Source organism: Pseudomonas sp. NFPP12 (assembly GCF_900103205.1).
GTDB lineage: Bacteria > Pseudomonadota > Gammaproteobacteria > Pseudomonadales > Pseudomonadaceae > Aquipseudomonas > Aquipseudomonas protegens.
On record NZ_FMWW01000005.1, the window covers coordinates 509,372 to 523,139 of the forward strand.

11 protein-coding genes are annotated in these 13,768 nt (G+C 66.0%); 4 read left to right on the top strand and 7 right to left on the bottom strand.

Annotated elements, in window-relative coordinates; all coding sequences use genetic code 11:
• From BLS75_RS23510 to tagH, 7 genes are all read right to left on the bottom strand, one after another.
• Positions 1 to 735 (bottom strand): PP2C family protein-serine/threonine phosphatase, encoded by a 735-nt coding sequence (locus BLS75_RS23510; RefSeq protein ID WP_011064247.1) that lies wholly within the window; start codon positions 733 to 735, stop codon positions 1 to 3.
• Positions 736 to 1,389: a type VI secretion system-associated protein TagF gene (tagF, locus tag BLS75_RS23515; protein WP_053154571.1), complete on the bottom strand. Its 654-nt coding sequence runs from the start codon at positions 1,387 to 1,389 to the stop codon at positions 736 to 738.
• Positions 1,386 to 4,892, bottom strand: coding sequence for a type VI secretion system membrane subunit TssM (gene tssM / locus BLS75_RS23520; RefSeq protein ID WP_072451871.1), 3,507 nt, complete (start codon positions 4,890 to 4,892; stop codon positions 1,386 to 1,388). The genes tagF and tssM overlap by 4 nt, the downstream gene beginning before the upstream one ends.
• On the bottom strand, positions 4,889 to 6,214 hold the full coding sequence (locus BLS75_RS23525) for a DotU family type VI secretion system protein (protein WP_072451872.1): 1,326 nt from the start codon (positions 6,212 to 6,214) through the stop codon (positions 4,889 to 4,891). Before BLS75_RS23525 ends, tssM begins: the two co-directional genes overlap by 4 nt.
• Before the next feature lie 6 nt (positions 6,215 to 6,220).
• Positions 6,221 to 7,555, bottom strand: a complete 1,335-nt coding sequence (tssK, locus tag BLS75_RS23530) for a type VI secretion system baseplate subunit TssK (protein WP_011064251.1) — start codon at positions 7,553 to 7,555, stop codon at positions 6,221 to 6,223.
• A gap of 15 nt (positions 7,556 to 7,570) precedes the next feature.
• Complete coding sequence (gene tssJ, locus BLS75_RS23535) at positions 7,571 to 8,077, bottom strand: type VI secretion system lipoprotein TssJ (RefSeq protein ID WP_011064252.1); 507 nt, start codon at positions 8,075 to 8,077, stop codon at positions 7,571 to 7,573.
• Positions 8,078 to 8,141: 64 nt separating this feature from the next.
• A complete protein-coding gene (gene tagH / locus BLS75_RS23540; protein WP_072451873.1) occupies positions 8,142 to 9,626 on the bottom strand; it encodes a type VI secretion system-associated FHA domain protein TagH in 1,485 nt (494 codons plus the stop codon).
• Between the two features lie 392 nt (positions 9,627 to 10,018).
• Between tagH and tssA the strand changes: the two genes are divergently transcribed.
• From tssA to BLS75_RS23560, 4 genes are all read left to right on the top strand, one after another.
• Positions 10,019 to 11,038 carry a type VI secretion system protein TssA gene (gene tssA, locus BLS75_RS23545; RefSeq protein ID WP_072451874.1) on the top strand — a complete coding sequence of 340 codons (1,020 nt, stop codon included), beginning with the start codon at positions 10,019 to 10,021 and terminating at the stop codon, positions 11,036 to 11,038.
• Between the two features lie 81 nt (positions 11,039 to 11,119).
• Entirely contained in the window at positions 11,120 to 11,635 is a 516-nt protein-coding gene (gene tssB, locus BLS75_RS23550; protein WP_011064255.1) for a type VI secretion system contractile sheath small subunit, read from the top strand.
• Between the two features lie 16 nt (positions 11,636 to 11,651).
• Positions 11,652 to 13,145, top strand: a complete 1,494-nt coding sequence (tssC, locus tag BLS75_RS23555) for a type VI secretion system contractile sheath large subunit (protein WP_011064256.1) — start codon at positions 11,652 to 11,654, stop codon at positions 13,143 to 13,145.
• A 118-nt stretch (positions 13,146 to 13,263) separates the two neighbouring features.
• Positions 13,264 to 13,752 carry an Hcp family type VI secretion system effector gene (locus BLS75_RS23560; protein WP_011064257.1) on the top strand — a complete coding sequence of 163 codons (489 nt, stop codon included), beginning with the start codon at positions 13,264 to 13,266 and terminating at the stop codon, positions 13,750 to 13,752.
• The last annotated feature ends 16 nt before the right edge of the window (positions 13,753 to 13,768 follow it).

Sequence of the window (13,768 nt, forward strand, 5' to 3'; positions counted from 1 at the left end):
TCAGTGTCCTGCGGCCTTGATCACGATGGCGGTGATGTTGTCCGGAGCGCCCCGGGTCAGGCCCAGGTGGATCAGGCTGCGCACCACGTCATTGGGCTCGCTGTGGCTGAGCACGTCACGCAGCTCAAAGTCCTCGGCGGTCTTGTTCAGGCCGTCGCTGCACAGCAGGAAGGTGTCGCCGTCCTGCACCTGCAGGTCAATCTGGGACAGCTCCAGCTGGGCCTCGACGCCAATCGCCCGGGTCACGATGTTGGCCCGCGGGTGCACCCGCGCCTCGGCCTCGCTGAGCAGGCCGCTGTCCTGCAGGTCCTGGACGTAGCTGTGGTCCCGGGAAATGCCTTCCAGCTGTTCGTCCCGCAACCGGTACAGGCGGCTGTCGCCGGCCCACAGGCACACGGCCCGGGCCCCGCGTACCGCCAGCAGCACCACGGTGCTGCCCATCATGGTCACCCCACGGTTGGCGGTTTCCTCGCGCACCGCGGCGTTGACCGCGGCCAGGCCGTTGCGCAGCGCGGCGACATAGTCGTCCAGGCTGTCGGCGGCCGGAACCGCCCGCAGGCTGTCGACGATCAGGCTGCTGACATAGTCCCCGGCGGCGTGCCCGCCCATACCGTCGGCCACCAGCCACAGGCCGGTCTCCGGGGCTTCGAGCCAGGCGTCTTCATTGATTTTCCGCACCATGCCGACATGGCTGTAGCTGGCGGACTGGTAGGACAGTTGCGGCGCTGAACGCATTTAGACGGCACCCTCTTGTCCGAGCAAAAATTGCGCAAATTCACTGGCCGGCGGCAAGCCCTGGCAGCGCAACAGCATTGGGCTGATGTACTGCGAACCGCGCCCCCACCAAGCACTCGATCCCGCGCAGGCCTGGGCCGCGAGTACCGCGCCCCGGGCCTGTGGATCGCTGACATAAAACCGCTGCAGGCCGGCGTAGTGGCTGCCTTCGATCCGGCTGGCCGGGCTTGGCGCGCCCAGGGCCTGCAAGCCCTCTTCCAGGGCTTCGAAACTGGCGCCCTCTTCCAGGGTCGCCAGCAACAGCTCTTCCACCTGTTCGAACCACTGCTCCGGGCCGCCGACCAACGAAGCCAGGTCAGCCTCGGGCTCCAGCAGCGCAGCCACGGTCAGGGGGAAATAGCGCCCCACCCGGTCGATGCTCGGCATCACCACCCCGACCACCGCCTGGGGCCCGCAGACCCCGGGGGCCAGGGCGAAGCGCCACAACGGGCTGATCAGGTAGGCGTTCAGCCACTGCTCGCCCAGGGCGTTCTGGCTGGCCAGCAGCCCCGCCGCCAGCCAACTGTCCCAGGGGCCGATGAAACTCTGCGGCAGGCCACGGCTGACAAAATCGCCGCGGCTGGCCAACTTGCCGTACAGGCCGGGCGCCGTCATAGCCGCTCCGGAAGGCTGAAGCCACTGAGCACCCGGCTCTTGAACGGGTTGAAGGCGCTGCTGGCCCGCAGCTCGTAGGAAATGCTCGCACCGTCCACCCGTAGCCGCAGGTTGAAGCGGTCCGGCGAATTGGTGGCGGTCAGGTCCGACTGCTCCAGCAGGCGGAACCAGGCCCAGGGGCCATCCAGGGTGATCCCGGAACGCCCGGTGGGCGACGGCGGCATGATCGACAGGCGCACCACGCCGATGCTCCCCGGGTTGGGCCATTGCATGGCCACCGGCCGGCTCGGGCCGTGGTCGTAGCTCAGTTGCTGGCCGTCCAGGTCGAGCAGGAACTGGCTGATATTGGCGTCCATCGCCACCGGCTTGAGTTCGAAACGCACGGCCGGCTGGGTACCGCCACTGGAGCGGAAGAAGGCGTCGCGAATGTTCGAAGCGCGCTGGAAGGTCTGCAGCACGCCTGGGGAAATCCCCAGCTTCTGCGCCGCGCCCGGCTGCCAGCTCCAGGTGGTGGTCGAGGTGTTGACGTAGGGCTGCAGGTACTTGCGGAAGTAGTTGTCCATCACCCCGCCGGTGCCGAAGAACTGGCCGAAATCTTCCAGGGTCGCGTCCCGGGAGCTGCCCGGCGACATCGGATAACGGCCGCTCAGGGACTGGCGATAGACGTTCACCACTTCGCTGACCCAGGCCGCGTTCAGCTGGTTGCGCACCCCGCCCATCATGGTGTTGGTGGTGGAGCCCACCACCGACTTGACCAGCCCCTGGACCACCGGAGGCTGGCGCTCGGCGGTCAGGCTGACCCGCGCCGCAGCGGCGCTGGCCTGGTTCTTGGCCTCGCCGAGCAGCGCGTCGCCGCTGGCCCCGACCATGGCGCTGACCTGCACGTACAGGGCGTTCATGTCCGCCAGCAGGCCGTCGATGGCCGCCGGCTCGCCCTCGCCCTTGCTCACCAGGCTGTTGAGTTCGGCGAAGTGCGCGCTCACCGGGTCTTCGCTGCTGGCCACGGCCGCCGGGTTGGCCGACTGTTCCTGGCCCAGCAGGTTACCCAGGCGTTGCTTGAGCTGGTCCACACCGCCCTCGACCTTCTGGCCCTGGGCCGCCAGCAGGCGTTCTTCCTGTTGCAGGTCGGTTTCCTTGGCCACGGCCACCAGCAGTTTCTTCAGCGGCGAAGTGGGCCCGGACAGAATCCGCAGCACGTCGGCGGCCTGGGCCACGCTGGTGATCGGCACGAAGTCGATGTCCGCCAGCAAGGCGTCCCACTGGCGCAGGTAATCCTGGAAGTACAGGCGGCGCACGTCGGCGGCAAGGCTGGCGACGTTCTGCTGGTCGGCCTGATCGCGACCCAGCACCCACTGTTCTTCCGCCAGGGTGCCTGCCTGGTTGAGGCTGGCCAGGAGGAAGCCCTGGCGGTAGCCCTTGGCGGTGAACAGCCCGCTCAGGGGCTCGCTCAACGGCTTGCCGCTCTTGCGGGTGAACACCAGCGCGGCGTCACGGCCACCGGCCTCGCTGAGGCGAAAGTCCGGCACGCCGTCCGGCAGCTTGGCGCGCTTGACCCGGTCATACACCCGCTGGGCCACCGGCAGCTGTTGCAGCTGGCGGCGCAGGTCGTCGATCAGGCGCTGGTCCAGGCGCGCGTTGGGCGGATGCTTCTCGAACAGCGCCTGCAGGTGGCCGGTCAGGGCTTGGCGTTGCTCGGGCGGCAGGTCGCGGGCCAGGGTGTGATCCCAGTCCAGGGTGATCCAGGCCTTGATGAAGTCCGGGTCGTAGTGCTCGCTGTCCGCCAGCATCAGGTAGGCCTTGAGCCCCTCGTAGAGGAAGTCCGAGTTGCCGCCGCTGTGCAGTTGCTCTTCGATGCGGGTCATCAACCGTGGAGCGAACACCGCCACCAACAGCTTGCGATAGACGCTGGCGGACTCGGCTTCGAGCATGTCGCCCTGGTACAGGCCCAGGCCTTCGGCCCAGCCCGGGGCGTCGCCGGCCAGGTGGCGGGTGGCGTTGAGCAGCGGCAGCACCGCCAGCACATCGCGCTGGGCCGGGCTGAGGTTCTGCACGTCCTGGCGCACCGGGCCGACGCGCTGGTCGACCTGGGCAATGTAGGCCTGGTTGGCCCTGTAGCTGATGATCCACAAGGTGCTGACCACCAGCACCAGGGCTACGGTGCCAGCCAGGGCGCCACGGGCGATCCATTTGCGCCGGCGCTCGACCTTGGGGTTGACCCCTACCAGCCCGCGCTCGGCAAAGGCCACGGCACTGAACAGCTTCTCGATGAAGTAGCTGCGCCCGGTGCCGGTCTGCCGCGCCAGGTGCTGGCGGTCCAGGTTCATGCTCTGGGCCATGGCGCCGATCAGGCGGTCGATCGGGCTGCCTTCCTGGGTGCCGCTGGTGAAGTACACCCCGCGCAGCAGTACCCGCTCTTCGAAGGCATTGGGCTTGAACACCCCTTCCAGGAAGCTCTGCAAGGATTCCTTGAGCGCTGCGAACTGCTGCGGAAAGCCGTAGATCAGGTCGCGCCGCGCCGGGTCGCGCTCCTGCTGCAGGCGTTCCACCAGGCGCTCGTTGAGCCGCTGCTCCAGGGCCGCCAGTTCCGCCGGCAGGTGGGCCAGGGGGCTGTCACCGCTCTTGCCGTCGTCCAGAGCGAAGGTCATGCCCCAGACCTGGGCCCGCTCTTCCTTGCTCAGGGAGTCGAAGAACTCCATGAAACCCGGCACCAGATCGAGCTTGGTGAGCATCAGGTAGATCGGGAAGCGCACTCCCAACTGGGTGTACAGCTCTTGAATCCGCAGGCGGATCGCTGCGGCGTGGGCAGCGCGCTCCGCTTCGCTGCCGAGCAGCAGGTCGGAGAGGCTGATGGCAACGAAGGCGCCATCAATCGGCCGCCGCGAGCGCTGGGTTTTCAGCAGGTCGAGAAAGCCCAGCCAGGCCGCCTTGTCCACCGTGGCATGGCTGTCCTGAGTGGTGTAGCGCCCGGCGGTATCGAGCAGCACGGCCTGGTCGGTGAACCACCAGTCGCAGTTGCGGGTGCCGCCCACGCCGCGTACGGCACCGGCGCCCAACTGGGCGGCCAGGGGGAAATGCAGGCCGGAATTGACCAGTGCGGTGGTCTTGCCGGAACCCGGCGGACCGATGATCACGTACCACGGCAGCTCGTAGAGATTGCGTCGCTCGTCACCGCCGAGCTTGGCCTTCTTCAGCAGCGCCAGGGCTTCGTCCATGCGCTGGCGCAGGGCGGCCAGTTCCTCGGCAGTGGCCACGCTGTCCGGGTCCGGCGGGGTGTCGGCGGCCAGGCTCTGCAAGACCTTGGCCGCATGCCGACGGGCCTGGATGATGCAAAACACCCGGTAGCCGATCCACAGCGCGAAGATGAAAATGATCAGCGTCCAACGCCGGCCTTCCGGTACCAGGAACTCCAGCAACGGGCCAATGAACCAGATGATCAGGCTCAGGGCGATCAGCCCCAGCAGCGGGATCACCCAGCGAATCACAAAACTGAAAAACGCCTTCACTCGACCCCCTCCGCCAATACGCTGATTTCTACCCGACGATTACGTGCCCGCCCTTCGGCGGTGGCATTGGTTGCCAGTGGCTCGGTGTCGCTGCGGCCTTCGGCGCTGAAGCGCTCCGGCTGCCCGGTCTTCGCCGCGAGGATCTGCAACACCGATTCGGCGCGCGCCTGGGACAGCTTCCAGTTGGACGGGAAGCGCAAGGTGGCGATCGGTCGGTTGTCGCTGTGGCCGGTGATCCGCACCTGGCCCTTGACCTTGCGCACGGCGTCGGCGATGCGCAGCATCAGCGGCTGGTAGTCGTCGAGGATGCTGGCGCTGGCCGAGGCGAACAGCTCGTCGCCACGGATGGTCACCACCGAACGGTCGACGGCATCTTCCACCGCCACCCGCCCGGCCTTGATGTCCTCGGCGAGGAAGCCCGCCAGGCGCGGACGCTCGACAATCTTCGGCTGGATCACCGGGCGGTCCAGGGTCTGCACCGGGATCTCGCCCAGGGCATGGATGTTCTTGAACACCGGCTCGGCGTCCGCCGCCAGTTTCAGGCGCAGGCCGAACAGCAGCGCCAGGAGCAAGGCCACGCCGATGGCGATGCCGACCCAGGGCGGCATGAACTGGGCCAGCCGGTCACGGGCCACGGTGACCCCGCGCCAGTGTGGCGACAGCTCGCGCTCGTGCTCGCCACGGGCGCTGCGGATGGTGGCCGCGGTGCGCTCGCGCAGGGCCTCGAGCTGGCTGCGACCATCGATCATCACCCGGTAGCGGCCTTCGAAACCCAGGCACATGCACAGGTACAACAGCTCCAGCAGGTACAGGCGCTCGCGCGGGCTTTGCAGGCAGTGCTCCAGCAGCTGGAAGACCTTCTCGCCGCCCCAGGCCTCGTTGTGCACGGTGATCAGCAGGCTCTGCTTGCCCCAGTCGCTGGTGCTGCCCCAGGGCGTGCTCAGCACGGCTTCATCCAGGGCAGTACAGAGCGCATAGCGCGCCAGCAGCACGTCGTTGCGCGGCACGCCGACCGCTTCCGCGCGCTCCTCGAACTGGCGCAAGTAGGCCAGCAGTTGCGCCCGCAGGCTGGCCGGCGCCGGGTGCGCCAGGGTGCTGCGCAGCCTTGTGAGCAAGGCCAGCAGTGGGCCCGCGGCGCTTTCCAGGGGGTTCAGGCCACGGGCCTGGCCGGCCGGCAGCGGCGCCGCCGGCATGGCCAGCGACGGCGCGGGCGCAGCAGCCGGGCGCCCGGGCTCGGGAGCACGGCCACCGGGGCGCGGCATGAATTGGGTACGGTCGTTGGGCGGGGACGGCTGCCCTGGCGAATCGTCGAAAGGATGCATCGCGACTTATCCTCGAATGGCCCAGAAGGCCAGGTTCAAGCCCGGGAATTCTCCCGCGACGTGGAACGCGAAGCCGCCGGAGTGAACCAGTTGTTTCCAGTGCTCGCTGCCACGGTCCAGCTCGTAGTAGGTCGAGCCTGCGTGGTACGGCAGTTGCCGCGGCGCCACCGGCAGCGGCAGCAGGCCGATACCCGGCAGCTGCAGGTTGACCAGGTCGCGGATGTGCTCCACCGAACCCACCTTGCTCTGCTGGGCGAAGCGCCCGCGCAGGGTTTCGCCCGGCACGTCGGCACGCACCACCAGGATGAAGCTGGCGTTCTCCAGCAGGGTGCGGTCGGCCAGCATCGCCACGTGTACGCCGTAGGCTTTCTCGACGATGGGGATCGGCGTTGCCTTGCTGTCGATCAGCATCGACAGCGCTTCACGCAGGGCCTGCATCACCGGGGCGAAACTCATGGCTAGCTCATCGTGCTGGTACTGCGGGTATTGCTCAGGGCGCCGGGCGCTGTGGGTGAAGGTCGAGAACTCGCCGGCCAGGCTCACCAGTTCGCTGAACAGGCGCTCGGGGTGCAGCGGGCTGATCTGGCTCAGGTGGTTGACCAGGGGCTGGGCGCGGTTCACCAGTTGCAGGAGCATGAAGTCGGCGATTTCCGAAGCGCCCCCCGCGCCCGATGCCACCACGCGCCCGGCCAGGGCCTCGCCGCGCTGGTGCAGCAGGCCCAGCAGCTCGCTGCGAAAGGCGCTCAACGGCTTGGACGCGGCCACGTCCAGCACCGGCGGAATGTAGCTGTCGTCCAGCACCAGAGCACGGTCGGCGCGTTTCTCCTTGACCCGCACCACGCCAATGGCGGCGTAGTCGCTGAGGCCGTCCTGGGCGGTGAGCAGGCGCAGGGCCCGAGAGCCCACGGCCACCGGCGCGCGGTTCTCGAACGGTGCGTTGTCGTCACGCACCTCGCGCACCTGGCTCAGGTAGCGGGCACCGCCCAGCTCTTCGCCCTCGTCCACGGTGTCCCGGGCGCCGGCGCGCTTGAGGGGCAGCGCCAGGTACACCAGGCCGTCACGCAGGTTGTCGTCGATGCACAGCGGGCTGGGCGCCAGGTCGTCATGGGGAATGTTGAACGGGGTGCCGTCGGGCAGCAGGCCACGGGCGCTGACGATGGCCAGCTTGCCCTGGGCCAGCAGGCCCTGATCGATACGCAGCTCGGAGAACCCCCAGGCTCCCGTCGACAGCGGGCGGCTGCGGGCGTCGATGAGGTTTTCCAGGTAACGGTCATGCTGCTGGAAGTGCTGGGTTCCAATGAACATGCCTTCCGACCAGACCACGCGATTGTTCCAGGACATGGTTGCTCCGATTGCCTATTGGGCAGGGCTGGATGGGGATGCCACGAGCTCGGCGCTGACCGCGCGGACGTCGAGGACGATCTGATATTGGTTGCTCAGGCGCTGCGCGGTGTTGACCCCGACCCGCCACAGGGCCTGGTCCACTTCGCGATAGCCCACCAGCAGGCCGACCTGACGGGTGGCCGGGTCCAGGGTGCGCTTGAGGGTGAACTGGTCGCCAGGCTTGACCAGCACTTCATCCTGGTCGATCAGGTCCGGGCCGAGGGTAGCCGGCGCCCGCTCCGCCAGGGCGAAGTAGTCGGCGCGCATGAAGGTGGCCGGATTCTTCAGCTCGAAGATCCGTACCCGCACCGGCGTGCTCTGGCCATCAGGCCCGGGGTTGAGCCCGCTGACCGCCTGGAAATGCAGCTCCACAGTCGTGGCGCCGGGCGCTTCCTTGGCCGGTTCGCCGGGAGGTGGTGTGTCCTTGGCACAGGCCGCCAGTACCAGCATGGCAACCAATGTCAGCAATCGTTGAATCATCCTGCGTCCTCAATGACGTATCAGCTGTCCGTGTATCCGTGTTTTTCGGGTGTTCCAGGCGCGCTCAGGAACGGCGCAGCCGGTGGGTGTGTTCTTCATAGGCGCGGCTGAACTCACGACCGAAGAGGTCCTGGAAATCGTCCTGGGCCTCTTGGGAAATCTGTTTGTAGAGTGCAGTGAACTGCTGCCAGTTCTGCGCCTGGCGCGAGCCGCTGAACAGGTTGCCCAGGCCGCCGGGGCGAGCCATGCGAGCTTCCAGTTCAGTGGGCTCGAAGCGCCCCAGCAGGTGCTTGATGGCCGCTTCCACACCGGCCATGACCGCCAGCTGGTGCGCCCGCAGGTCATCGAAACTGTCCTGCACGGCCTGATCCGGAGCCATGAATGCCTGGTTGCTGTGGCGCAGCAGCAGGAGCATGGCCTCGTCCACATTGGGGGCGAACTTCAGCGGGTTGTTTTCCACCGGGCGGATCATCGTCTGCTGCATGCGGAACTCGCCCTTGAGGCTGCTGCGGGCACGCAACACATCGATCAGGCCCTCGACCATCAACCGGTAGCTGCGACCCAGGCTTTCCATCTGGGCCTGGGCCTGCTGCGGCTCGATGCGCAGTTGATCGAGCCCGGCCCCGCGCAGGAAGGCCTGGAGCAGATCCCCCTGGGGGGCGACCGGGGCCGGCGCGGGCGTGACAACAGGAGCCAGCTCCACTTCGGAAACCACCGGTGCCACGGGCGCCTGGGCGATCGGCTGCGGCTGCGGCTGCGGCTGCGGCTGCGGCTGCGCGGGTTCTGCCGCGAACGAGGCCTGGTGGGCAATCGGCGCGGCAGCAACCACCGGCGGGGCAACCACGGGCGGCGCACTGGGCACTGGCGCAGGGCTGGCGGGCGTCGAGCCGAACAGGTCCCAGTCCTCCGGAATCATCGCCCCGCCCTGGGGCGCCGATGGCTCAGGTGGTGCCACGGGCAGGGGCACCGCGGTGGGGGTCGGCGGGCGAAAATCGTGCTGCTCGGCCGGCACGTGGTCCGGCTGGGTGGCCGGCGGGGTCGCGCTGGGGGCGAGAAAGTCGAACAGATCGGGAAAGGTGTCCTGGGCCGAGGCACCCTGGAAGTGCGCCACCGGGGCCATGGAAATCGGTTCGATGGGGGTCGGCGACGCCGCCTGACGCCCCATCAGCGCCTCGAAACTATTGGAGCTGTCCCCGGAAAAGGGTTCAGCCCCCGGGCGGTTCAGACTGAAATCGATGCGCGCACTGATTTCATAATCGCCAATGCGAATAACCTCGCCATCTTCCAGAGGCTCGCTGCTACCCCGGCGCATACGAATACCGGCACGGACTAACTCCACACCATTAGTACTGTTATCGGTCAAATAATAACGGCCATCCTTGTATTGGATGACACAGTGCCGCGCGGAAACTAAGCGTTCGGGATCAGGAAGTACCCAGTCATTATCGGAACTGCGGCCAATTGCCATCACTCCCTGGTCCATTAGTTTTTCAGGGCATTGACCAGGGGTAATCTTGTGATAACTAGTGATAGTCAAACACAGCGACATCGCGCCTCCTTGCTGTACTTCCGCGTGCGAACCGGCGAAGGGAAAAAAGTTCCGTGAAAAAATGAAAAGTCCGCAAAAAATCCTTTAAACAGCGCCGTTCACAGCATGATCGCTCAACTTAAACTACACGCATGACAAAAGCCTTTCGTACCGCCCCGATCTGACTCGCCGGTCAAGGAACTAATAAGGCGACATAACACTGTCATGCGGGGCGAATAGCTTACCTTGACAAGGCACAACTACTACACCAAAAATGCACAACTTCTTGAACACGGATGATGGCTCACTAGTATCAACGAGTCCATATAAACCAAGAAATGTGCGCGAGTTCACAAACAACTAGTGCATTAATTGCCTGACTGTCCTGCAGGCTGATAGGGAGATCAAACCAGGTGGATGTACCGATGTTGCTCGCCGCGGTTTCAGCAACTTCGCCTTGTGGCGAAGACCTGGAATATGACGCGGATTTCTTGCACTTGGAGCGGGCCGCACAGGGCCAGCCCGAGCGCAGCATGGGCGACTCGATCCTGCCGGCCGAGCCGCCGGACTGGCGCAGCATCCAGCAACAGAGCCTGGGCCTGCTGGCGCGCAGCAAAGACCTGCGCATCACCCACTTCCTCCTGCAGAGCACCCTGGCCCTCGAAGGCCTGCCGGGCCTGGCCACCAGCCTCGAACTGATCGACGGCCTGCTCCGCGATTACTGGGCGGACCTGCATCCGCGCCTGGACGCCGACGACGACAACGACCCCACGGTGCGTATCAACGCCCTGGCCGGCCTGGCGTCCGACACCACCATCGGCCTGCTCCGCGAAGCCATCCTGACCCGTTCCCGGACCTTCGGCCCGGTGAGCCTGCGAGCCGCGCTGAACGCCGCCGGCCTGCAGCACTTTTCCGGCGAGAGCCTGGGCTCCGACCACCTGGCCGGCGCCCTGCAAGACAGCGACCCCGAGCACCTGGATGCGATTCGCAGCGCCTTGAGCGCAGCCCGCTCGGCGGCCGAAAGCATCGAGAAACAGGTCAGCGAACAAGTAGGCTCGGCCAGCGGTGTAGACCTCACGGCCCTCAAGCAACCCCTGCGCCTGGCGCTGCAGGTGCTGGGCCAGCACGCCCCGCAAGGCGCGCAGAACGCGGTCGAGGAACACGCCGATGGGCCGTCCACCGAAGAGCCCGGTGCGCCCGCAGCGCCAGCCCCGGTACGGATTTCCGGCGAGATCAGCAGCCGCGAAGACGTGCTGCGCAGCCTTGACCGGCTGCTGGCCTACTACAGCCGCCACGAGCCTTCGAGCCCGTTGCCGGTGCTGCTCAACCGGGCCAAGAACCTGGTCAACGCCGACTTCGCGGCCATCGTGCGCAATCTGATTCCCGACGGCATGTCCCAATTTGAAAACCTGCGCGGCCCTGAATCCGACTAACCCCGGAACAACCGAGCAGTATCGTCAGCGGCAACCACCGACCGACGCCAACACCGTCGCAGCAGCGACCAGGAGCACAACGTGGCGAAGCAAAGTTCTCAAAAGTTCATCGCGCGCAACCGCGCGCCCCGGGTGCAGATCGAGTACGACGTCGAACTCTACGGCGCCGAGAAAAAGGTCCAGCTGCCCTTCGTCATGGGCGTGATGGCCGACCTCGCCGGCAAGCCCGTGGAGCCCCTGGCGGCCGTGGCCGATCGCAAGTTCCTGGAAATCGACGTCGATAACTTCGACTCGCGCCTCAAGGCCATGCAGCCTCGGGTGGCCTTCCACGTGCCCAACGAACTGACCGGCGAAGGCAACCTGAGCCTGGACATCACCTTCGAGAGCATGGACGACTTCAGCCCGGCGGCCGTGGCGCGCAAGGTCGATTCGTTGAACCAGTTGCTGGAAGCCCGCACCCAGCTGGCCAACCTGCTGACCTACATGGACGGCAAGACCGGCGCCGAAGAAATCATCATGAAAGCCATCAAGGATCCGGCGTTGCTCCAGGCCCTGGCCAGTGCGCCAAAGCCTGCTGACTCCGAGCCGAACGCGTAAATCAGGACCAACGATCATGACCGAATTGATGCGTGACAATCAGGCGCAACCCGGCGCCACCGAGCAGGCCAGCGAATTCGCATCGCTGCTGCTGCAGGAATTCAAGCCCAAGACCGAGCGTGCTCGCGAAGCCGTGGAAACCGCGGTGCGGACCCTGGCCGAACAGGCCCTGGCGCAGACCGACCTGGTGTCCAACGACGCCATCAAGTCGATCGAGTCGATCATCGCCGCCATCGACGCCAAGCTCACCGCCCAGGTCAACCAGGTGATCCATCACCCGGAATTCCAGAAGCTGGAAAGCGCCTGGCGCGGCCTGCACTACCTGGTGAACAACACCGAGACCGACGAGCAGCTCAAGATCCGCGTGCTCAACATCTCCAAGCCGGAGCTGCACAAGACCCTGAAGAAATTCAAGGGCACGGCCTGGGACCAGAGCCCGCTCTTCAAGAAGATGTACGAAGAGGAATACGGCCAGTTCGGCGGCGAGCCTTACGGCTGCCTGGTGGGCGACTACTACTTCGACCAGTCGCCACCGGATGTCGAGCTGCTGGGCGAGCTGTCCAAGGTTTGCGCCGCCATGCACTCGCCGTTCATCGCCGCGGCTTCGCCGACCGTGATGGGCATGGGCTCGTGGCAGGAACTGTCGAACCCGCGCGACCTGACCAAGATCTTCACCACCCCGGAATACGCCGGCTGGCGCTCGCTGCGTGAATCGGAAGACTCGCGCTACATCGGCCTGACCATGCCGCGCTTCCTGGCGCGCCTGCCATACGGCGCCAAGACCGACCCGGTGGAAGCCTTCGCCTTCGAGGAAAACACCGACGGCGCCGACAGCTCCAAGTACACCTGGGCCAACGCCGCCTACGCCATGGCCGTGAACATCAACCGTTCGTTCAAGCATTTCGGCTGGTGCTCGCGGATCCGCGGCGTGGAGTCCGGTGGCGAGGTGGAAAACCTCCCGGCCCACACCTTCCCCACCGACGACGGTGGCGTGGACATGAAGTGCCCGACCGAGATCGCCATCTCCGACCGCCGTGAAGCGGAACTGGCGAAGAACGGCTTCATGCCCCTGCTGCACAAGAAGAACACCGACTTCGCCGCCTTCATCGGCGCCCAGTCGCTGCAGAAGCCGGCCGAATACGACGACCCGGACGCCACCGCCAACGCCAACTTGGCCGCGCGCCTGCCGTACCTGTTCGCCACTTGCCGCTTCGCTCACTACTTGAAGTGCATCGTGCGCGACAAGATCGGCTCCTTCAAAGAGAAGGACGAGATGCAGCGCTGGCTGCAGGACTGGATCCTCAACTACGTCGACGGTGACCCGGCGCACTCCACCGAAACCACCAAGGCCCAGCACCCACTGGCCGCGGCAGAGGTGGTGGTCGAGGAAGTCGAAGGCAACCCCGGCTACTACAACTCGAAGTTCTTCCTGCGCCCGCACTACCAGCTCGAAGGGCTGACCGTGTCGTTGCGCCTGGTATCCAAACTGCCGTCCGCCAAGGGCGCCTAACCCATAACCGACTCAAACCTGCGGCCGCAGCCACAGGCCGCGCGAGGTCCCCAGGGCCTCGCGCAGCGGCGACAGAAGCTGAATCAACATCGTGGCAAGTGCCACACAGGGAGAAAACATGGCTGTTGATATTTTCATCAAGATCGGTGACATCAAGGGCGAGTCCATGGACAAAGCCCACAAGGACGAAATCGACGTGTTGAACTGGAGCTGGGGCATGTCCCAGTCCGGCAACATGCACGTTGGCGGTGGCGGCGGCGCGGGCAAGGTGAACATCCAGGACCTGTCGCTGACCAAGTACGTGGACAAGGCATCGCCGAACCTGATGATGCATTGCTCCAGCGGCAAGCACATCGACAAGGTGCGCCTGACCGTGCGCAAGGCCGGCGGCGAAAGCCAGGTCGAGTACATGATCATCGACCTGGAAGAAGTGCTGATCACTTCGCTGAGCACCGGCGGTTCGGGCAGCGATGACCGCCTGACCGAAAACATCACCCTGAACTTCGCTCAGGTGATGGTCGAGTACCAGCCGCAGAAAGCCGACGGCACCAAGGACGGCGGCCCGATCAAGTACGGCTGGAACATCCGCTCCAACACCAAGCGCTGATCCGCTTCGGTCGCCG

Excerpts from the sequence above, each read along its gene's own strand:
- BLS75_RS23510 (WP_011064247.1), bottom strand. The coding sequence starts at position 735 with ATGCGTTCAGCGCCGCAACTGTCCTACCAGTCCGCCAGCTACAGCCAT.
- tagF (WP_053154571.1), bottom strand. The coding sequence starts at position 1,389 with ATGACGGCGCCCGGCCTGTACGGCAAGTTGGCCAGCCGCGGCGATTTT.
- BLS75_RS23525 (WP_072451872.1), bottom strand. The coding sequence starts at position 6,214 with ATGCATCCTTTCGACGATTCGCCAGGGCAGCCGTCCCCGCCCAACGAC.
- tssK (WP_011064251.1), bottom strand. The coding sequence starts at position 7,555 with ATGTCCTGGAACAATCGCGTGGTCTGGTCGGAAGGCATGTTCATTGGA.
- tssJ (WP_011064252.1), bottom strand. The coding sequence starts at position 8,077 with ATGATTCAACGATTGCTGACATTGGTTGCCATGCTGGTACTGGCGGCC.
- tagH (WP_072451873.1), bottom strand. The coding sequence starts at position 9,626 with ATGTCGCTGTGTTTGACTATCACTAGTTATCACAAGATTACCCCTGGT.
- tssC (WP_011064256.1), top strand. The coding sequence starts at position 11,652 with ATGACCGAATTGATGCGTGACAATCAGGCGCAACCCGGCGCCACCGAG.
- BLS75_RS23560 (WP_011064257.1), top strand. The coding sequence starts at position 13,264 with ATGGCTGTTGATATTTTCATCAAGATCGGTGACATCAAGGGCGAGTCC.